At 44.9% G+C, this 20263-nt stretch carries 23 protein-coding genes and 1 tRNA gene; 22 read left to right on the top strand and 2 right to left on the bottom strand.

Annotated elements, in window-relative coordinates:
* Window positions 1-15: 15 nt before the first annotated feature.
* From coaD to OKX56_RS10040, 6 genes are all read left to right on the top strand, one after another.
* On the top strand, window positions 16-501 hold the full coding sequence (coaD, locus tag OKX56_RS10065) for a pantetheine-phosphate adenylyltransferase (protein ID WP_019226478.1): 486 nt from the start codon (window positions 16-18) through the stop codon (window positions 499-501).
* A 21-nt stretch (window positions 502-522) separates the two neighbouring features.
* A complete protein-coding gene (locus OKX56_RS10060; RefSeq protein ID WP_019226477.1) occupies window positions 523-720 on the top strand; it encodes a putative signal transducing protein in 198 nt (65 codons plus the stop codon).
* A 110-nt stretch (window positions 721-830) separates the two neighbouring features.
* Window positions 831-917 (top strand) — tRNA-Leu (locus tag OKX56_RS10055).
* A 397-nt stretch (window positions 918-1314) separates the two neighbouring features.
* Window positions 1315-1686: a hypothetical protein gene (locus tag OKX56_RS10050; protein WP_019226476.1), complete on the top strand. Its 372-nt coding sequence runs from the start codon at window positions 1315-1317 to the stop codon at window positions 1684-1686.
* Between the two features lie 308 nt (window positions 1687-1994).
* The gene (locus OKX56_RS10045; protein ID WP_019226475.1) at window positions 1995-2171 is read left to right on the top strand and encodes a hypothetical protein; all 177 of its coding nucleotides are present in this window, start codon (window positions 1995-1997) and stop codon (window positions 2169-2171) included.
* The gene (locus OKX56_RS10040; RefSeq protein WP_019226474.1) at window positions 2172-2468 is read left to right on the top strand and encodes a type II toxin-antitoxin system RelE family toxin; all 297 of its coding nucleotides are present in this window, start codon (window positions 2172-2174) and stop codon (window positions 2466-2468) included.
* Window positions 2469-2782: 314 nt separating this feature from the next.
* Here OKX56_RS10040 and OKX56_RS10035 read toward each other — a convergent pair whose 3' ends face one another.
* Window positions 2783-2932 carry a small, acid-soluble spore protein, alpha/beta type gene (locus OKX56_RS10035; protein ID WP_287896363.1) on the bottom strand — a complete coding sequence of 50 codons (150 nt, stop codon included), beginning with the start codon at window positions 2930-2932 and terminating at the stop codon, window positions 2783-2785.
* Window positions 2933-3250: 318 nt separating this feature from the next.
* Between OKX56_RS10035 and OKX56_RS10030 the strand changes: the two genes are divergently transcribed.
* The 16 genes from OKX56_RS10030 (at window position 3251) to OKX56_RS09955 (ending at window position 18740) form a co-directional block, all read left to right on the top strand.
* Entirely contained in the window at window positions 3251-3553 is a 303-nt protein-coding gene (locus OKX56_RS10030; RefSeq protein WP_019226472.1) for a hypothetical protein, read from the top strand.
* A gap of 298 nt (window positions 3554-3851) precedes the next feature.
* Window positions 3852-4157, top strand: coding sequence for a hypothetical protein (locus OKX56_RS10025; protein WP_019226471.1), 306 nt, complete (start codon window positions 3852-3854; stop codon window positions 4155-4157).
* 199 nt (window positions 4158-4356) lie between these two features.
* Window positions 4357-5022, top strand: a complete 666-nt coding sequence (locus OKX56_RS10020) for a hypothetical protein (RefSeq protein ID WP_019226470.1) — start codon at window positions 4357-4359, stop codon at window positions 5020-5022.
* Window positions 5010-5234, top strand: coding sequence for a 4Fe-4S dicluster domain-containing protein (locus tag OKX56_RS10015; RefSeq protein WP_019226469.1), 225 nt, complete (start codon window positions 5010-5012; stop codon window positions 5232-5234). The genes OKX56_RS10020 and OKX56_RS10015 overlap by 13 nt, the downstream gene beginning before the upstream one ends.
* 5 nt (window positions 5235-5239) lie before the next feature.
* On the top strand, window positions 5240-6304 hold the full coding sequence (vorB, locus tag OKX56_RS10010; protein ID WP_019226468.1) for a 3-methyl-2-oxobutanoate dehydrogenase subunit VorB: 1065 nt from the start codon (window positions 5240-5242) through the stop codon (window positions 6302-6304).
* A gap of 2 nt (window positions 6305-6306) precedes the next feature.
* Window positions 6307-7050, top strand: a complete 744-nt coding sequence (locus OKX56_RS10005; RefSeq protein WP_019226467.1) for a thiamine pyrophosphate-dependent enzyme — start codon at window positions 6307-6309, stop codon at window positions 7048-7050.
* Window positions 7050-7589 (top strand): 2-oxoacid:ferredoxin oxidoreductase subunit gamma family protein, encoded by a 540-nt coding sequence (locus tag OKX56_RS10000; protein WP_019226466.1) that lies wholly within the window; start codon window positions 7050-7052, stop codon window positions 7587-7589. Before OKX56_RS10005 ends, OKX56_RS10000 begins: the two co-directional genes overlap by 1 nt.
* A 279-nt stretch (window positions 7590-7868) precedes the next feature.
* The gene (locus tag OKX56_RS09995) at window positions 7869-8420 is read left to right on the top strand and encodes a helix-turn-helix domain-containing protein (protein WP_019226465.1); all 552 of its coding nucleotides are present in this window, start codon (window positions 7869-7871) and stop codon (window positions 8418-8420) included.
* 14 nt (window positions 8421-8434) lie between these two features.
* Window positions 8435-10123: an AMP-binding protein gene (locus OKX56_RS09990; RefSeq protein WP_019226464.1), complete on the top strand. Its 1689-nt coding sequence runs from the start codon at window positions 8435-8437 to the stop codon at window positions 10121-10123.
* A 242-nt stretch (window positions 10124-10365) separates the two neighbouring features.
* Window positions 10366-10851: a bactofilin family protein gene (locus OKX56_RS09985; RefSeq protein ID WP_019226463.1), complete on the top strand. Its 486-nt coding sequence runs from the start codon at window positions 10366-10368 to the stop codon at window positions 10849-10851.
* A gap of 304 nt (window positions 10852-11155) precedes the next feature.
* Window positions 11156-13816 carry a DNA polymerase I gene (gene polA / locus OKX56_RS09980; protein WP_025205817.1) on the top strand — a complete coding sequence of 887 codons (2661 nt, stop codon included), beginning with the start codon at window positions 11156-11158 and terminating at the stop codon, window positions 13814-13816.
* A gap of 12 nt (window positions 13817-13828) precedes the next feature.
* Entirely contained in the window at window positions 13829-14650 is an 822-nt protein-coding gene (gene mutM, locus OKX56_RS09975) for a DNA-formamidopyrimidine glycosylase (RefSeq protein ID WP_019226461.1), read from the top strand.
* Between the two features lie 74 nt (window positions 14651-14724).
* Entirely contained in the window at window positions 14725-16599 is a 1875-nt protein-coding gene (locus OKX56_RS09970) for an ABC-F family ATP-binding cassette domain-containing protein (RefSeq protein WP_019226460.1), read from the top strand.
* 107 nt (window positions 16600-16706) lie between these two features.
* The gene (gene ytaF / locus OKX56_RS09965; protein WP_019226459.1) at window positions 16707-17369 is read left to right on the top strand and encodes a sporulation membrane protein YtaF; all 663 of its coding nucleotides are present in this window, start codon (window positions 16707-16709) and stop codon (window positions 17367-17369) included.
* A gap of 8 nt (window positions 17370-17377) precedes the next feature.
* Window positions 17378-17962: a dephospho-CoA kinase gene (gene coaE, locus OKX56_RS09960; protein WP_019226458.1), complete on the top strand. Its 585-nt coding sequence runs from the start codon at window positions 17378-17380 to the stop codon at window positions 17960-17962.
* A 193-nt stretch (window positions 17963-18155) separates the two neighbouring features.
* Entirely contained in the window at window positions 18156-18740 is a 585-nt protein-coding gene (locus OKX56_RS09955; RefSeq protein ID WP_019226457.1) for a lytic transglycosylase domain-containing protein, read from the top strand.
* A 284-nt stretch (window positions 18741-19024) separates the two neighbouring features.
* Here OKX56_RS09955 and thrB read toward each other — a convergent pair whose 3' ends face one another.
* A complete protein-coding gene (thrB, locus tag OKX56_RS09950) occupies window positions 19025-19924 on the bottom strand; it encodes a homoserine kinase (RefSeq protein ID WP_019226455.1) in 900 nt (299 codons plus the stop codon).
* Window positions 19925-20263 lie beyond the last annotated feature (339 nt).

Raw genomic sequence — 20263 nt, 5'->3', positions numbered from 1 at the left:
TGAAGGAGATTTTTTGTGCGAACTGCGATATACCCGGGGACATTCGATCCAGTAACCAATGGGCACCTTGATATCCTGCATAGAGCTATTTACCTTTTTGACCGTGTCATTGTGGCGGTAGCTTCCGAAAGTAACAAACAGACGCTTTTTTCATTGGAAGAAAGGCAGGAACTGTTGAGATGCGAAACCAGCGATATGAAAAATGTTGAAGTCAAGTCTTTTGGCGGTCTGACTGTGGATTTTGCGCGTGAATGCGGAGCTGTTGCGCTGATCAGAGGCTTGCGGGCCATGACGGATTTCGAATACGAATTTCAGCTGGCTTTGATGAATAAAAAGCTGGCTCCCGACATCGAGACCGTCTTTTTAATGACAAAAAGCGAGTATTCGTTCATCAGTTCCAGCTCGATCAAATCGGCGGCAAGTCTGAAAGGAGATGTTTCAGGATTAGTTCCGCCAAATGTGGAGAAAGCAATGATTCAAAAGTATAATAAGATGGTCTAAATGCTTATTGGAGGATAGAATATGTGGACAGTCATTTATATAGCACCAAATAAAGCAGTCGCTGAAAAATATCAAAAAGCATTTGCAGACGAAGGTATTTTAGTCCAGCTAAAAGCAGTAGGTTCCCAAGAATCCGTCGACGTAAGCGTCGAAATACTCGTGCCGGAGTCGGAGGCTGAGGAAGCCAACGAGATCCTGACCGGTATTATGCGTTCATAATCCAAGTTGTCTTTATCGGAGTAAAAAATAATATGAAAATGGCCGTAAAAAAAGTGGCAATGTACTTGCGTTTTTGACGCTGATATTATAAAATAGCAAAAGTAAGGCGTGCCGAAGTGGCGGAATTGGCAGACGCGTCGGTCTCAAAAACCGATATCTGTGAGGATGTGCCGGTTCGACCCCGGCCTTCGGCACCATGAAATTTAAAGGCTTTTGGGCCTTTTTATTTTTTGCCCAAATGTATTGAAATTTATATTTGTACAGATTTTTTTAGGCAGATAACACAAGAAGAGGGCGATATTATTTCATCCTCTTCTTTGCATTATTATTTGGACTTTTGATCATCCCTATTTAGATGGAAAATCAGTGTAAAAGAAGGATTTTAGTATATGACTGTAAAATATATGCTAAATTAGCAAAAGATTCTTGTTAATGTATAAAACAAGGTATATAGGAGGAAAATCATGGATTTTATTGATGAATTGATATGAGGGGAAACGAACAAAGGCAACTGTTGATAAATTTAAGGAAATAGTAAAAAAATCATACAACCAATTTCTAAATGAGATAGTTAATGATCGGCTAAAAGCTGCGATGGGTGATTCAGAAAAGGTTGAACAAGAACCACAGGAGGCAGCAACTACTGTACAGAAGGATCAGGAATTAAAAAATAAAATAGAGACAACACAAGAAGAGTTAGAATATTATTATGCAGTAAAAAGTGTTTTGAATCCGGCAGTTAATTCATCAAGGATATTCTTTAGAGATACCGAATCATATTTTGGTATTCTATTGGATGATAATAAACTAAAGTGGATATGTAGATTAGGCTTAAATGCACAGCAGAAATATTTATACATTCCTGATGAGAATAAACACCCGATTCGAATTCAAATATCGGACGTTGATGATATCTATAACTATCAAACACAGCTGATAGAATCAGTAAAAAGATACCTATCGTAAGAGTATATATAGGAAGAGCATGATCAATCATGCTCAGATTACTGACGAACCCCATGATTAAAAATTAATGGGGTTCGTTTTTGTTTTATTTAAGCATACGAAAGAATATTCTTGTCAGAATAAAGTAAACACATTTAAAAGGCTCAGATTTTATTTCATGAGCCTTTACTATTTGTATAAATTAACATATATCATACATAATAGAATAATGTATTAAAGAAAAGTTTAATTAATTTGCTTGTATATATATGGAAAGTAGGTTAAAATAAATGTACAAGAAATATCGATTAGAACGGAGGGGAAGAGAGGTGGCGAGTGCAAAAACAGCAGTTCTTAATACGACAAAAAAATCTGGAAGATTTGATATTCTACGCGAATCACTATCTTTGTCCCTTGATAGAAAAACTGCAAGAGCTATACACAAGGCAAAGAAAGATGCGCAAAAAGAGGGGAATATGGTTTCTCTGCGTAGTTTGATAAAATAAATGTACGAAGTCGTACTTGTTAAGGATGTAGAAAAGTACCTGAAAAGTTGCCCCAGTAAAATGCGAGAGCGTTTTTTGAGGCAACTTTCTACTTTAGAGGAATCTCCAAGAACTCATGGTGACATGCTGGTTGGTGAATTTCATGGATTATACCGGATGAAACTTTTTTATAATGGGGTTCAGTATCGGGCGATTTATGATATTCAGGAAGAAAAAGTAAGAGTATTAGTGCTTTTTATTGGCAAGCGAGAACAGGTATATGAAAAAGCAAAACGAAAGAAAATTGCTAAAAAATAGTTAATGATATGGATAAAATAATAAATTTCTTGGACAGATTTCTATAGAAAAGCAAAAAAAGAGAGCCATAAACAGCCAAATGACTTTTAAAGAAATACAGCGTTATCAAGGGCAAAACAACATTGTACAACTTGGTAAAAATGCCTTGAACACACTCAAAAACCGATATCTGTGAGGATGTGCCGGTTCGACCCCGGCCTTCGGCACCAAGTAAACGCTTAAAATATAGAAGGCCTATGAACGGCGAAAGATATAACATCAAAGCCCCGAGGGAGTAAGATCCTTCGGGGCTTTCGCTGCCAAGACTGGATGATTTAGATACGACCGTTAAAGTATTCAAAGGTTTTCTTAACCATGCTACCTCCAACAGAGCCATTTTGTCTTGCGGAGGTGTCTGGACCTAAGTTAACATTAAGCTCGCTGGCAACGCTTTGTTTGTTAACCGGCAATTTATACTTAGCCATTAGATATTCCTCCTTTTTGTTTATTTATCTGTAGTATCTGCATATAGGAATAAAATACACAGGTAGTTTATTTTAATTCAGTAAATTTTTAACATTTAGACCAGGGAGTGTTCAAGGATTGTTCTCGGTCTGTTGTTTTGTTTTGGCTGCATCCCATGAGGGGGATTGTCGAAAGAAGCTTATTATTTTTTGCAAGTCGTATATATAATGAATTGTATATACCTGTATAAAATCAAGGATTTTAGCCAAATTTTGAGTTTTGGGGCAGGAAATGAAATCTTCATAGCGAAGTAATAAAACCGGAAAGGGGGGATTGAAATGGAAAATCAATTTGCTGAACTGTATCATGACTTTGAGATGTATCAACACTGCCAGCTTATCTTTTCAGAACAGGCTCCGGATGGCGTAAAAATCCAGCAAATCTCTTATGATACGTTTAAACCGATTAAAGATGATAACGGGATATTATACTTCCCAATGAACGAACTCGGTTTCGGGTATTTTATCACCAATAATTTTAATATTGTGAAAATGCCTTCCAAACAAAAAAAAGTAATGTATAGGATTGAAAAAGATGGAGAAGAATACTTTTCCATTTATTTATTTGGTCCAAAGAAGTAATTACGTGCCTTTCCGTAACCCTCACAATTACTTTAAGTTTTTTGAGTTCTATTGCCATAAAGAATTTAGAAAACTGCAAGTAAATTGGCAGGTTTTACATTGTTTCAGTGTAAAACGGTTACATACTAAAAGGTAGAACAAATTTGCAATCGACAATTTACGAATACGGGTGTTTATGATTCGGATCTGAGTCTAAACACCCGTATTTGCTGTTCATCGGACAATGATGGATTGAGGGACGATGGATGTAATCAAATGGTTCTTATGGTATTCTTAACATAGATGTCGGTATAAGGTAGTGAAGAAAGACGAAAAGGTTTCGAGCAGCGAAAGTACTGCCGGAGGTGGGAATTCAGCCGGTCAAAGCGGAAGCAGTTCTCAAATTAATTCTGAAGCGACAAAAGTGCTGCTGCGTACTGTTTACAGCCAATTAGGGACCGTCTATGCAAATGTAAAAACAGTGCAGGAAAAGCAAATTGTCGGATCCATGATGACGGTTGTCAATAATCTGATCCAAAATCCTTCCTCGCCTTATCGCGATCAAGCCGGCAGGGTCATCGCAGAATACAACAAGCTTACCGCGGAAGAAAAAAAAGTGATCTAAAGCTTGCGATGCTGACCTATATGGACACCGATATCGCTTTGAAATTAAAGGAGTTATTCGGATTATAAAAAAACAACGATGCAAGCATTAAATAAGCTGGAAATTGAGTATTAAATATGTATTGAAGTTGATATCAAACGTGAATTTGTGGTATTATTAATTTTAATTGTCTTATAATTCTTACTTTAGGAGGTCTCGTGTGCAGAGTGCAAGGGTTACCATTTTTGCCGGTCACTATGGCAGCGGCAAGACGAGTATTGCTGTAAACTACGCCTTGTGGCTGAAAAAAAGTCATCAGAAAGTCACCATTGCCGATCTGGATATTGTTAACCCTTATTTCAGAACGAAAGATAGCGCGCAGATGCTGAAAAGGTCAGGGATTAAGCTGATCTCCTCGGATTATGCGAATTCGAATGTTGATATTCCTGCTGTTCCGGGAGAAATCAATGCGATATTTGACGAACGCGATGCCTATGCGGTGATTGACGTTGGCGGAGACGACAGAGGCGCCTATGCTCTCGGCCGCTATTACGAACAGCTCCACCGTACAGATGCTGCTGCTTACATTGTTGTAAATATGTACCGGCCTTTGAGCCGCGATGCCGAAGCGACGATTAGCATTAAATACGAAATTGAAGCGGCAGCGCGAATCAAATTTTCCGGAATTATTAATAATTCCAACCTGGGTAATGCTACTACCGCCTCCGATGTCATGAATTCGCTTCCTTACGCAGAGCAAATCTCTGAAAGGACGGGACTGCCGGTTGTGATGACAACCGTGCAGAGAAGTCTGGCAGCGGAACTGGCAAGTAATATTCAAAATATATTTCCAATAGATTTGGAGGAGTATGAATGGCAAAAGTGACGAAACTAACAATCGAGGCAGACAGATGCAAAGGCTGCTCTCTTTGTGTAAACGCTTGTCCTAAGAAGTTGCTTAGACTTTCGCCCGAAACCCTTAACAGCAAAGGATTTCATTCTGCGGAAATGACCGATCAGCAAGCGTGCACTGCCTGTGGGTTCTGTGCGATTATGTGTCCCGATGTTTGTATTCAGATTGAAAAAGAGGTGAATTAAAGCAAATGGCGGAAAAAGTATTAATGAAGGGAAACGAAGCAATTGCCGAAGCAGCGATTATGGCCGGATGCCGTCATTTCTTCGGTTATCCGATAACGCCTCAGACCGAGGTTGCAGCGTATATGGCCAAACGTATGCCGAAAATGGGGGGAACCTATTTGCAGGCGGAAAGTGAAATCGCAGCCATTAACATGGTTTACGGAGCATCCTCAGCGGGAGTCCGTGCGATGACATCTTCATCAAGCCCGGGAATTTCCCTGAAAAGCGAAGGCTTATCCTATATGGCAGGAAGCGATCTGCCTGCAGTGCTGGTCAACATTCAGCGTGGCGGTCCTGGACTTGGCGGAATCCGTCCGTCCCAGTCCGACTATTTCCAGGCAACACGGTCTTCCGGTCACGGAGACTTTCATATGATTGTACTCGCACCGAATAACGTTCAGGAAATGTTCGACCTGACGGTAGAAGCTTTTGAACTGGCTGACCAGTACCGGATGACCGCGATGATTTTAGGCGACGGGATGCTCGGACAGGTGATGGAGCCTGTGGACATCAGCCGTGGCGAAGCGGCGTCAAACGTTACCAAGGATTGGGCGCTGACTGGAACAAAAGGTCAGAGAAAAAGAAATGTCATTAATTCGCTTTATCTCGAAGCCGAAGAGCTCGAGATGCTTAACTTGAAACGTTTTGAAAAATACGCGGATGTTGAGAAAATTGCCAGAACGGACAATTACCTGACCGAGGATGCGGAAGTAATTATCGTCGCTTATGGTATCTGCGCCAGAATAGCCCGAAATGCGATTAACGAAGCCCGTAAAAAAGGCATAAAAGCAGGGTTGATTCGTCCGGTTACTTTATGGCCGTTCCCGAAAAACCAGCTGAAAACCGCAGCGGAAAAAGCAAAGGCTTTTGTGGTGGTCGAAATGAGTATGGGTCAAATGATTCAGGATGTGGAGCTGAGCATCCGCTGCAGCCGCCCGGTGCATCTCTGCAGCCGTACCGGTGGGATGGTTCCGACTCCAGAAGCTGTCTTGGAAGCCATAGAAAACGCTGCGCAGGCGGAAAGGAGTTAATTATGGAAATCGTTTTTCAAAGACCGAAAGCACTTTCAGATGTATCCAGTCACTATTGCCCCGGCTGTACCCATGGGATTATTCACAGGCTGGTTGCAGAAGTTCTGGACGAACTTGATCTTACCGGAAAAACAGTCGGTGTCGCCCCTGTTGGCTGCGCTGTACTTGCTTATAACTATTTTGAATGTGATATGGCGCAGGCAGCGCACGGCCGGGCTCCGGCAGTTGCGACAGGCCTTAAGCGCGCCAATCCGGCCAATATCGTCTTTACGTACCAGGGTGATGGAGACCTTGCGGCCATTGGGACGGCTGAGACCATTCATGCAGCGGCCCGAGGTGAGAATATCACCATTATCTTTGTCAACAATGCTATTTACGGCATGACCGGCGGACAAATGGCCCCTACGACCATCCCTGGCCAGATCACCCAGACCTCTCCTTACGGAAGAGATCCAAAGTATGCAGGCTTCCCCCTGAAAGTCTGCGAAACGCTTTCCACGATTGACGGGACGGCCTACGCCGAGCGCGTATCTGTCGATAGTGTTAAAAATGTGATCAACGCCAAGAAGGCGATCAAAAAGGCTTTCGAATATCAAATCGCCGGGAAAGGCTTTACGATTGTCGAGGTTCTGTCGACCTGCTCGACCAACTGGGGGCTTGAGCCTGTTGAGGCGCTCACCTGGCTGCGCGAGAACCTGATTCCTTACTACCCGCTGGGTGTCTATAAGGATAAGGAGGTTTTCTAATGAGCACGACACTTGAACTTATGATTGCAGGGTTTGGCGGACAGGGTGTGCTGTTTGCCGGCAAAATTCTCGTCTATGCCGGGCTGCTCACGGGCAAGGAAGTCAGCTGGCTTCCGTCCTATGGGCCGGAAATGCGCGGCGGCACAGCTAATATCAACGTGATTGTTAGCGATACACCGATCGGATCACCGATTATTACCTATCCCGGGATGTTGGTTGCGATGAACCAGCCGTCCCTCGAAAAATTTGAAAGTGATGTCCAGAAAAACGGGACAATCATCATTGATTCCTCCCTGATCCCGATTCAGGTACAGCGTCCCGATGTTCAGACCTTTTATATACCGGCCACGAAGCTGGCTGAAGACGCTGGTCTGAAAGGACTCGCGAATATGGTCATGGTTGGGAAAATTGCCAAAGAAGCCGGCATTTTTGATTTGGAGATGCTGAATAAAGCAGTATCCAAGTCGATTCCGGAGAGGAAGAAAGATCTTCTGGCATCCAATATCAAAGCGATAGAAATCGGGTATAAATTTAACTAAAGTCGTAGCGTCTTAACTTAAGTAGTAGCGTTTTGACTTAAGTATTTTAAAAAAGTCTTGTAAAAGTATTGCCGTATTGTATTACAGCATAGTATTATAATACTATTGAAACATAGTGTTATAGTATAGTAGTATGATTCGGCAATTATTTTAGTATAGCAGGAAGGTTCTAAACGCTTTCTGCTATACATAAGTGCAGCTAAGGCTGTAGCCTTAGCCAAGGCTTGGCTTCAGCCAAGTTTACTTAAAACAGGAAAATTATAAGGAGGTGCCATTAACTTGACTGATCAACTAAAGGATATGGGCGCACGTTTATTGATGCTGCGCGAGTCAACGGGCTTCACGCCGGAAAGGATTGCTGAGATACTCGATGTTCCGGTTGCGGATTATCTTCAATATGAAACAGGGGAAAAAGATTTTTCGTTTAGTTTTCTGTACAATGTTGCAGGTATTTTAGGGGTTGACGTACTGGATATCATCAGCGGTGAGTCACCGAAGCTATCCACCTGTTGCGTGGTCAGAGCCGGCGGCGGGTATGAGATCAACCGCCGAAAAGCTTACGATTACAAGCACCTGGCCTTCACCTTCCGCAATAAGAAAGCTGAACCGTTTATGGTGACAGTAGAACCGAACAATGCAATACCGGAACGTCATTCCCATGACGGGCAAGAATTCAATTACCTGGTTTCAGGATCCATGGACTTTTTTATCGGTGAGATGGTTTACGAACTCGGTGAGGGTGACAGCGTTTACTTCGATTCGTCCGTTCCCCACGCGATGAAGGCCCATGGCGATGCTCCGGCAAAATTCCTGGCCATCGTCATGAAATAAAGGAGGACGCGCACATGATCATGTATGAGAAGTATATTGGCAGACACCGGGACGACTATGTCACGCTGGAAGATTTATATAAGAATTTTAAGGTGACCTGTCCGGATGATTTTAACTTTGCCTACGATGTCCTTGATAAACTGGCTGAGGAGAAACCCGATCAGCTGGCGATGCTCTGGGTAAGCAATAATGGTGAAGAAAAAAGAATTACGTTTGCTGAAATGAAACGCTGGTCTGATAAGACGGCGAATTATTTTAAGTCACTTGGCATTAAAAAAGGAGATCTTGTCCTACTGGTTTTAAAAAGAAGCTATTTGTTCTGGTATGCGATGATGGCCCTGCATAAAATTGGCGCAGTGGCCGTTCAAGCAACGAACCTGCTGACGGCTAAAGATTATATCTATCGCTGCCAGGCGGCAGGTATCAAGATGGCCGTGATTACCGCAGACGGTGATTGTACCCGGCATTTTGACGAGGCTGCTCCAGAATGTAAAACGGTTCAGATGAAAGCGGTGACCAAACATAAGGATGCAGGAGAGGGCTGGCTCGATTTTGAAGCCGGGATTGAAGCTGCGTCTGACAAATGGGAACGCCCTACCGGCGAAGAAGCGACCAAAGTCACGGATATGCTGATTATGGCCTTTTCCTCCGGAACGACCGGCTATCCCAAGATGGTCTCGCATGATCATGCTTATCCCTTAGGACATATTATGACGGGCATTTTTTGGCACAGAGTAGAGCCTGGCGGCCTTCATTTCACAATTTCCGACACTGGCTGGCTGAAATCCCTCTGGGGCAAAATGTATGGCCAGTGGTTAGGTGAATCAGCGGTTTTTACTTATGACTTTGATACATTCAACGGTGCGGATATTTTGCAGAAACTGGAGAAATACCAGATAACCACTTTCTGTGCACCGCCGACCATGTACCGCTTTATGCTGCGGGAAGATGTCAAGAGCTACAATTTGTTGGCGCTGAAACACTGCTGCACCGCAGGAGAGGCCTTAAATCCGGAAGTGTTCAATCAATGGCGGCAGGCTACCGGATTGCGTATCTTTGAAGGCTTTGGGCAGTCGGAGACAACCGTCTGCTGCTCAATCCTGTACCCATGGGTGCAGCCGCGACCCGGTTCGATGGGGATGCCTACACCCGGTTATCAGATGGTTGTTGCGGATGAAGACGGCAAAGAGGTTGACCCTGGTGTGACCGGGGAAATCTGCATCAAAGCTCCGGATTACGCGACCAAGACGAAAGGTCTTTTCATGGGCTATTACCGGGACGAAGTGAATACGCAGCGTTCCTGGCATGACGGCCTGTATCATACCGGTGATCTGGCCTACCGTGATGAGCTTGGTTTCTTGTGGTATATCGGCAGGAATGACGACATTATTAAATCATCCGGTTACCGCATCGGGCCTTTTGAAGTCGAGTCGGCGCTCGCAGAGCATCCTGCTGTTCTGGAATCAGCGGTAACGGGTGTTCCGGATCCTATCAGAGGATTTAATGTCAAGGCGACGATCGTACTGAACAAAGGTTACGAACCTTCGGAAGACATGATTAAGGAATTGCAGGATCATGTCAAAAAGGTAACCGCACCCTATAAATATCCGAGGGTAATTGAGTTTGTGACCGAGCTTCCCAAAACCATCAGCGGCAAAATCCGCAGGGTTGAAATCAGGGAAAAGGATTCGCGGTCCGAATAAACGTACAGGATAATTGACATAAGAAAGAGGATGCAGTTTTTGCTGTGTCCTCTTTCTATTTCCACTATGTGCCTGATCCTATATATTTCGGCTGATTACTCTAAGTTATTGTGGACTTATATATCACTGTTTGCAGTTATTGTATAAAAATAGGACTAATGGCCTATATAATATTTGGGTCCGTTGTCATATCCTAAATTTAAATATAATGTTTAATAATGGAAGAGTGAAAGGAAAAGAAGATGGAAGCTGTCGAATTTGGTAAAAAAACAGATAATGACGTGTACGTTGCCAAAGAATGCAAAATAACAGGAAAAATAAACTCCAGAACCAATGTGATAATTGATGGGGAGCTTGAAGGAACAATTGAAACAAAAGCAGATCTGCTTGTGGGTCCGCATGGAAAAGTAGAAGCGGAAATTTTTGCTGTAAACGCCCGGATACAGGGAGAAGTACATGGGAATATTACAGCTGAGAACTTATTGGTAATAGCTTCAACTGCCGTAGTCTATGGCGATATAAAAACAAAAGGGCTTCAGATTGAACAGGGTGCAAGGTTCATAGGGAAGAGTCAGAACCATGACCAAGCAGATGGCATAACTGTACTGGAATCCAACCCTGAGACTGAATATGTGAGCGAGCCTTCTGACGATCTTAAATCCATAGAAGAAAAAAAGAAAAAGTCAAAACTTTCCTTTAAGCCTATTGTCTATAACAGGATGCCTTAGAGAGGCGGGAACTGTCTGCCCTCGGAGGTCAATGCCAATATCCGGGAGATCTCCGATACTTTTCAGAGAAAAGCAGATGAAGGATCGAAATCAATGATGCAGCGGACAAAGAAGTATGAATGACTGAAATCAGCGGATATTAAACGGCTTGCAGTAATGCAGCCGTTTATTTTTCTGTGCTGTGTACTTGTTGTACTTGATTCTAGAAAAGGTTATGATATAGAAAGGTATATTCAAAGGAATTGTTTTGACGAATGATTCCGAGGGAGATTCTGAAGAAACGGTTCTTGAAAGGAGTATTACAATGCCCCGGATGCTGATCTTAGACGGTAACAGTCTTATAAATAGAGCTTTCTATGCGCTTCCGCCGCTTACTTCCAACGAAGGGCTTCCGACGAATGCTGTACACGGTTTTTTAACCATGCTGTTCAGGCTACAGAAAGAGCAGAAGCCAGATTATTGGGTCGTAGCTTTTGACAAGACGAAAGCAACGGTCCGCATCGAGCAGTTTGCAGGCTACAAAGCTCACCGGAAAGAGACACCGGAGACTTTGCGGCCGCAGTTTAATTATCTTAAAGAAATTTTGCGGGTGATGGCCGTTCCGATCCTGGAACTGGAAGGTTACGAAGCGGATGATATCATAGCGACAGTAAATGATCTGGCGATTGCCCAGCAAATAGAAGTTTTAATCTTTACCGGAGACAGGGACGCTCTTCAGCTGATTTCACCGCATAGCTCTGTGCTGCTGACAATGAAAGGGATTTCGGAAGTTGAATGTTACAACGAACAACGGCTGGAAGAAAGATATCTGCTGAAGCCTGCTCAGATTATCGATCTGAAAGGCCTGATGGGGGACGTTTCGGACAACATCCCCGGGATTCCCGGTGTGGGGGAAAAGACAGCACTGAAACTGCTTCACGAATATGGGTCCGTCGAAAATGTGCTGCAGAATAAGGATGAAGTCAAAGGCAATAAATTAAAGGAACTGCTGAATCAATACGCTGATCAGGCACTCTTAAGCAAAAAGCTCGCAGCAATGATTCACGATGTGCCGGTTGCGTTTTCTCTTGACGACTTAAGATGGGCGGAGCCGGACAAAGATGCCTGCAAAAAGATCCTTCATGGCTACAGCTTATATAAAGTCGCGTCGCTGTTTGAACAGAGCCTCGCTGCGGTAACGGGTCCTGAGCAAATCATCGAAAAAGGCAAGAAGCAAAAAGCATCAGGGGCAGAGATCATTGATACTATCCAGCAAGAAAAGAACATGGACGGAGAAGGCTGGCTGGAGCTGCTGAATACCTGGCTTGAGCAGAAACCGGTCCTCGCACTCAGTTATCGTTTTGAGGGCAGGAATATTCATCAGGGGCTCTGGACTGAAATGGGGATCTGCGATGAACATTATACGTATTCGCTAAACCGGTATGCTGCTGCTCCAAGTGTACTGCGTCTCTGGGAAGAAATCCTGGCTGACGACGGTGTCCGCAAAGTGGTGGCAGACAGCAAGGGGGTATATTCACTGCTTCTGAATGAGAATAAGACATTCGCCGGCGTTGATTTGGATTTAAGCCTGGCCGCTTATCTGTTAAACCCGAACCGGTCCAATTATAGCGCTTCCGAATTGCTGGGGGATTATGTGACGGATCTGTTTTCAAATACGCCGGCCCGTGAGGCTGCGTTGCTGCGGAAACTTGCCGCTTCCTATATGGAAAAACTGGCGGAAGACGATCTTGAAAAGCTCTTGCATGAGGTTGAAGAGCCTTTAAGCCTCATATTGGCTAGGATGGAAAAGACCGGAATTGCCCTGGACAAGGCGAAACTCCAGGAATATGGTCAGGAACTTGAGGTTAAGATCGGCCGATTGGAAAGTGAGATTTACAATCTGGCCGGTGAAAACTTTAATATCAATTCGCCGCAGCAGCTTGGCAGGATTCTATTTGAGAGTTTAGGGCTCCCGCCACTCAAAAAAACCAAAACGGGTTATTCAACAGATGCAGAAACGCTGGAAGAATTGCGGACAGAGCACGCTGTCGTGGAAAAACTACTGGAATACCGGCAGCTGGTCAAACTGAATTCCACCTATGTCAAGGGCCTGCTGGCCCAGTGCTGTGACGGCAAAATTCATACCACGTTTCAGCAGACGGTTACAGCTACCGGCAGACTTTCCAGTACCGAACCGAATCTGCAAAACATTCCAATCCGTCTGGAAGAAGGCCGGAGACTTAGGAAGGTTTTCCAGGCAACTCAGGAAGACTGGCTTTTGTTATCCGCGGATTATTCTCAGATCGAATTAAGAATTCTGGCGCATTATTCGAAAGATCCAATACTTTGTGAGTCCTTCCTGGTCGGGGAAGACGTGCACAGGCGTACAGCTGCCGAGGTGTTTGGCGTAGCGCTGAACGAAGTCAATTCAGATATGCGGCGCAAGGCCAAAGCGGTTAACTTTGGTTTAATGTATGGTCTGACGGACTTTGGACTGGCCCGCGATCTGACCATTTCGAGAAAAGAAGCAAAATACTATATCAGCCAGTATTTTGAAAGATACAACGGTGTTCACCGGTATCTCGAGGAGGCTGTCACTGAAGCTAAAGAAAAGGGAGAGGTTCGTACGCTGCTGAACCGGCTGCGGAAAATCCCCGAATTGTCTCATCCAAACAGAATGACGCGGCAGTTTGGCGAACGGATTGCCAAGAATACCCCGATTCAGGGAACCGCGGCTGATATTATGAAAATTGCGATGATCAAAGTAGCGGAAGCGATTGAGGGCCTGCAGGCAGAAATTTTGCTTCAGGTTCACGACGAACTGGTAGTCCAGGTCGAACCGTCAGCGCTTCCCAAGGTCGCAGCAATTGTCAAGAAAGAGATGGAGCAGGCTTTCCCGATTTCTGTTCCATTGCTGGTAGACTGCAAAGTCGGAAGCAACTGGTATGATATGGTCCCTTATCAGGTGGATGCGCTGTTGTTTTAGGAGGTCGATCCGATGCCTGAACTGCCCGAAGTAGAAAGTATCCGGCTGTCCCTGGCTGCAAGGATTCTGGGAAAGACAATTGAAGATGTCGAAGTCCGATGGCCTCCGGCAGCAGTTTCTCTGGCGGATGAGGATTTCAGCGCTTTGGCCAGGAACCGGACGATTGAAAGCCTTGACAGACGCGGCAAGTATCTGCTCATGAACCTGAGTCACGGCCTTACGATGATCATTCATTTCAGGATGACCGGACGTTTGATCTATTATCCTGAGCAGCACGAGCCAAATAAACATACGCATGTTGTGTTTAGGCTCGATCAGGGGGAGCTTCATTACTCCGATATCCGTAAATTCGGCAGAATACAACTGGTGTCTTTTCAAATGGCCTTTAAGGCTGCCTGCTTGGCTAAACTTGGTCCGGAACCGCTGGACGAGTCATTTACATTTGACCAGCTCGGGATGCGTCTCGCCAGGAAAAAGAGTACGATCAAGGCTGCGCTGCTGGATCAGACCGTCGTAGCCGGTATCGGAAATATTTATGCGGACGAGGCTCTGTTCCGCGCGGGCATTTTGCCGGATAGAAATACGGCTTCGTTAAAGGTGTCGGAGATTATTCTGCTTTACGATGCGATCTGTGAGGTTCTGCAGGAAGGAATCACGGCTGGCGGAACATCATTTCGTGATTATCGTGATGCAGACGGCAAGAAGGGTGCATTTCAGGAAAATCTGATGGTTTACGGACGCAGCGGTCAGGAGTGTAAATATTGCGGAGGTCAATTGGCTAAAATCAAAGTAGCCGGAAGGACAACGGTGTACTGTCCGAACTGCCAGAAATAGATGAAATTTGTTTTGAAGAAGGAATAACTTTTAATGCAGGAAGAAAGAATCCAGGAGGAGTATTTCACAGAAGGATGAGCATACTTTATTGCAATGGACTTGAAATTGAAGTAGCAGGGAGCACTCTGCTGGATCATATAACGCTGCGTTTGGAAAAGGGTCAAAAAGCCGGCCTGGTCGGAGCCAATGGGGCAGGTAAGACAACACTGATAAGGGCTGTCATGGGAGAGATTGCTCATGAAAGCGGAGATATCAACTGGCAGGGTACTGTCGGTTATCTGCCGCAGACGACTGCATCCTCAGCAGAACACGGTACAGTATTTGAACAAATGCTGGCGGAACGTCAGGATATTCTTGATCTGCGGGACAATCTCAGATCCCTGGAAAATAAAATGGCGGAACAGGCCGACGAGAAAACGCTCGAAAGGTACAGTCTGTTTACGGAACAGTATGAAAGGGCGGGCGGTTATGCGCTCGAAGCCAGGATCCGCAAGATCCTGACCGGACTCGGGATGGACCGGCATCAGACGACTGAAGCGAATCATTTAAGCGGTGGTCAGAAAACCCGTCTGGCGCTTGGCAAACTTCTGCTGCGTGATCCGGACGTTCTGATTCTTGACGAGCCTACGAACCATCTCGATATTGAGGCACTGGAATGGCTTGAAAATTACCTGGCCGATTATGCTGGAGCTATGCTTGTCGTTTCCCATGACAGGTATTTCCTGGACAGGGTCGTGGACAGCACCTTCCTGATTGAGGATGGGTTCCTGAAAGCTTACAATGGCAATTATTCGGAGTTTGAACTGCAGCGGAATATTGAAAAAATATCGCTGACCAGAGAAGCGGAACGGATCAATAAAAAAATTGCGGACCTGGAGGAGTATATCCGGCGTCATGGTGCCGGAATCAAAGCTAAACAAGCCCGGGGCAGGGAATCCATGCTGAAAAGAATTACGCCGGTGAATGCGCCGAAAGATTCGAAAAAACTCAGCATAAGCCTCCAGGCCAAAACCCGCTCAGGAGACCGGGTTCTCGAGATAGACGATCTGGCCGTTAAGTACGGGCAGAAAACCATATTTGAACATGTAGGTTTGGAATTGCGCCGGGGTGATAAGATTGCCCTGCTCGGCAGAAACGGGATTGGAAAGACAACGCTGTTAAGAGCTGTTACAGGACAAATCCCGTATAACGGTACGATCCGGACCGGGGCGAATGTCTCCGTCAGCTACTATTCCCAGGAGCATGAGAATATTGGCTTAAGGGAAATTGTCATGGACGAGATCCGTTATTCTTCAACGCTTGACGATCCGGAAATACGCAATGTTTTAGCCCGTTTTGGCTTCCGGGGAGAGGATGTATTCAAACCTGTTGCTGGTTTAAGTGGGGGAGAGAAAAGCAGGCTGGCACTTTGCAAGCTTTTTCTGAATCAGGGGAACCTGCTTTTGCTTGATGAGCCGACCAACCATCTCGATATGGAGACGAGAGAAGTCCTGGAGGAAGTGTTGCAGGATTACAACGGGACAATTTTGACCGTATCCCATGACAGGTACTTTCTGAACCGAATCGTGAATAAGATTGCTTTGCTTACAGTGAATGGTCTGAAGGTATTTGAGGGAGACTACACGGCCTATCGTGAAATGAGCGAGAAGAGTGAAGATGAAGAAAAAGAATCTGCTCAAGCCGCTCAAGATCAGACCTGTAAAAATGAAGAGGTTCAAAAAGCCAGAGATTACAGGGAAGAGTCCAAGAATACCAAACGGATAGAAAAAAAGATCAAGCAAATCGAGGAAAAAATTGCGGAAACAGAATTATTGCTTCAAGAAATTGAGGATAAGCTCGATGCCGCAGCCAGTGATTATGAACTGACATTGTCACTTCACCAGTCGTATGAGAAAGTGCAGATAGAGCTCGATCATCTGATGGAGGAGTGGCTGGCTTACCAGGATTAGTACGAAAAAACTGACAGACCGACGATACAGATGAGCCAGCGCGGTACACCAAAACGAGGTTACAGCCATATATTATCCCGAAGGAAATACTTAAGGGGTAAAAGAATATGGGAATGGCAATGATCCTTGCTTTGGCTTTGAGTCTTGACGGTTTAGGGGTAGGGATGGCCTACGGTCTGAAGAGGATTCGGATACCGCTCAGTTCCATGATGATCATTGGTTTTTGTACGACACTCGCCATGACGGTTTCCATGTACTGCGGCCATCTGATCACGTCTCAACTTACGGTGATCCATCCCGGTATCTTGGGGGCAGTCGTTCTTATTGCAATCGGCTCGTATCAATTGATTCAGACTTTGAAAGGCAGAGCGGAACTTCCCGAAGCTGTACCGGTGATGACAACTGCAGCCGGACAGATAGATGACAATCCATATCGTACTTTGTTCTGCATTAATTTAAATTTCTTCGGCCTGGTCATTCAGGTTTTAAAGACACCGGATGCGGCAGACATTGACGGCTCCGGCGTCATTACACTGAATGAAAGTCTGCTTCTCGGCGTGGCATTGTCTCTGGATGCGTTTGCTTCGGGCGTAGCCGCTGCGCTGACAGGAATTCTCTGGTATGTCATCGGGATGGTGACATTGATGCAGATTCTGATGATCTTTACCGGTCAGGTATTGACAGGCAGACTTCCGGCGAGCGTGCTGGCGAGAGTCAGGTATCTGCCGGGGATCGTCCTGATACTCATCGGGTCATTAAAAATAATTTGAGGTTAAACATGATCAAAATTGGACTTACAGGAGGAATAGCAAGCGGCAAGACGCGTGTTGCCAGTTGGTTTGCGCAGAAGGGCATCCCGGTTTTTGACGCGGATGACGCAGTTCATAGGTTGTATGACGGGCCGTTGATCCCTTTGATCGGCAAAGAGTTTGGATCTGAATGCGTCCGAGATGGGAAGATTGACCGGGCGGAGCTGGGAAAAATCATATTTGCCGATCCTGAGGCCAGGCAAAGGCTTGAGGAACTTGTTCATCCTTTGATCCGGCAGCAGATGCAGGATCAATGCCTGAAGGCAGAAATCCAAAGTGAAAAGCTGATTATCCTGGATATTCCGCTGCTTCTGGAGACGGGATGGGGAAAATTTGTCGACGAGGTTTGGGTCGTTTATGTCCCTGCTGAAATACAAATCACCAGGCTGATGGAACGAAGTGGCTTGACTAGGGAAGAGGCCGAGCGGCGGCTTGCTGCGCAAGTGCCGCTTGAGGACAAAAAAAAGAAAGCCCACCGGGTCATTGATAATTCCGGGGACTGGAGAGAGACTGAAAAACAACTTGAGATGATTTGGAAAGAACTGTTTTCCTGAGATATCCACTCCATAGATTTTTCAGGCAAGGTCTCAGCTTGCCTTGAAGTAGCTTTGTCGTATATAATGTTTCAGAATTAAATCATATCTCCGCTTAGATGAACATACGGATAATCAAAAGATAATAAAAAAATGATGTTATCATTTAAGGGTTAACAAGATATTAGAATATATGAAATAGGATGGGTGCGTTTTGTTTATCGCAAAGAGGAAAATTGTTAAGACCATAGCAATTATTTTTTTATTGTTTATAATTTTGGCTGTATACCAGTCAAATTTTATCGGCAGAATGATGTATCCTTTTCCATACAAGCAGACGGTTGAAAAATATGCCGCCAAGTATGGAACAGATCCTTTGCTAGTGATTGCCGTAATCAGGGAAGAGAGCAGGTTCATCACCAAATCGAAATCATCCAAAGGGGCAGTCGGATTGATGCAGCTGATGCCGGGGACAGCGGAAGAGATAGCTGTCTGGCTCAATGAAGATTACGCAAAGGTTGACTTACTTGATCCGGAAACCAATATTCGTTACGGCACCTGGTACCTTGCTTCTTTGAATAAGGAGTTTTCCGGCAATACGGTTCTTACCCTGGCAGCTTATAACGCCGGGATCGGCAGGGTACAAAGCTGGCTGGATGATTGGCCGAAGGACCCGAATGCGTACCGTATTGAGGAAATTCCAATTACAGAGACCAGGGAATATGTCGAGAAAGTTTACAGAAGTTATGAAAAATATTTGGCCCTTTATGCTACTCAGCATTCTGGAGGGCGAGAATAAATGCTTTTAATTTAGTAATTGTAAGCTGTCTGTCGTTTTTGCTTTTTTGTTTGACTGCAACACTGTGGAGAGAGTCCCAAAAAGCCGAGGTCATATTGCTTTCATTCACTTCAAATACAACAAAAGGCAGGGCCCTGTGTATAATATAGTTCCTGATCTTGGATGATGAAGGAAGAGAAACCAATGCGCAGTTCACCTTTTTTCATACGGACAGGATCCGGGAGAGCCGCAATTTCATAGTACTGATGTAGGAGAAGGTTTTTCTTAGGGGTTACCCTAAAAAATCAAAATTCGGTTAGCACAGCTCCCTCAGAATCAATATCCAGGGTCAGGGCTTCAGAAGGTAAACCATTTTCTTGGAGTACGCCCTTCATCGTCAGGGCTATCTGATCTTCTTTGCCGTGAGGGCAAAAAGCAATCAAGGTCGGTCCGGAACCGCTTAGCGCTGCGCCGTACGCGCCGGCGAGCACGGCAGATTTTAAGGCTTCGGGCATACCGGGGATCAGAGAAGCCCGCTGATTTTGATGGATCCTGTCCTGAGTGGCAATCGCCAATAAATCGTATTCCTCTTTAATAAACGCATCAACTAAAAGGCCAACGCGGGAAGCGTTAAAGATCACATCAGTTCTGGAAACAGAAGCGGGCAGTATCCCACGCGCTTTTTCAGTTTCAACGAGAATATCCGGGATCACGACGACAGCTTTGAATTTTGGAAACTTCGCCAGCGTCCTCGGAATAAGCTTGTTTTCATCCATGACTGTCAGGGTGATGCCGCCGCAAAGAGCAGGCGAGACATTATCCGGATGGCCTTCGATTTCAGAAGCGACTTCAAGCAATTGAAGCCGGTTTAAAGGGTTCCCGGCTACCGCGTTGGCGATAATTAGTCCGCCGACGACGGCAGTGGAGCTGCTTCCGAGTCCACGGGCAGGCGGAACATGGCTTTCCAGGGTGATTTTTAAGGGTCTCGGCTGAAAATCAATTTTCTGCCACAGCTTGCAGGCGGTTTTCCATAAAAGGTTTTTTTCATTTGCAGGAATGTTACTCGTATAGGTGCCTTTAAGGATAATCTCCAGTTTTTCACTTTCTTCAGCCTGGATATAGTTATATAGCCTTAAAGCCAGTCCCATACAGTCAAAACCTGGTCCGAGATTTGCTGAAGTTGCTGGTACTTTTACTTGGAACATCTTTTCCTCCATTTTTTCGGCAGGTAATCTATGAATATGCCTATTTATTCGAATAAATTCTATAACAATTACTGAGGGAAGTAAACAGTCGGTACAACATTCTTAAACCCATTGCTCAAATAATTTCATTCAAGCCTGAATACCCTATATTAGGTCTGGGTGCCACAAGTTCCAGCGTCAAGCGGAGCATGGATGCGGAGCGCGGCTGTTAGCGCCATGGACAGACCGTGTAAAAACTCATCCTTAATTTACAGTTATAAAATTGATTTACCAATAATTGCTCTTGTTGTACTACAAATATAAAAATACAAAGGTCTTTTACCCCAGTACTTCAATCAA

The organism is Dehalobacter sp., from assembly GCF_030063005.1.
GTDB lineage: Bacteria > Bacillota > Desulfitobacteriia > Desulfitobacteriales > Syntrophobotulaceae > Dehalobacter > Dehalobacter restrictus.
This window is presented reverse-complemented; position numbering and strand designations above follow the sequence as displayed.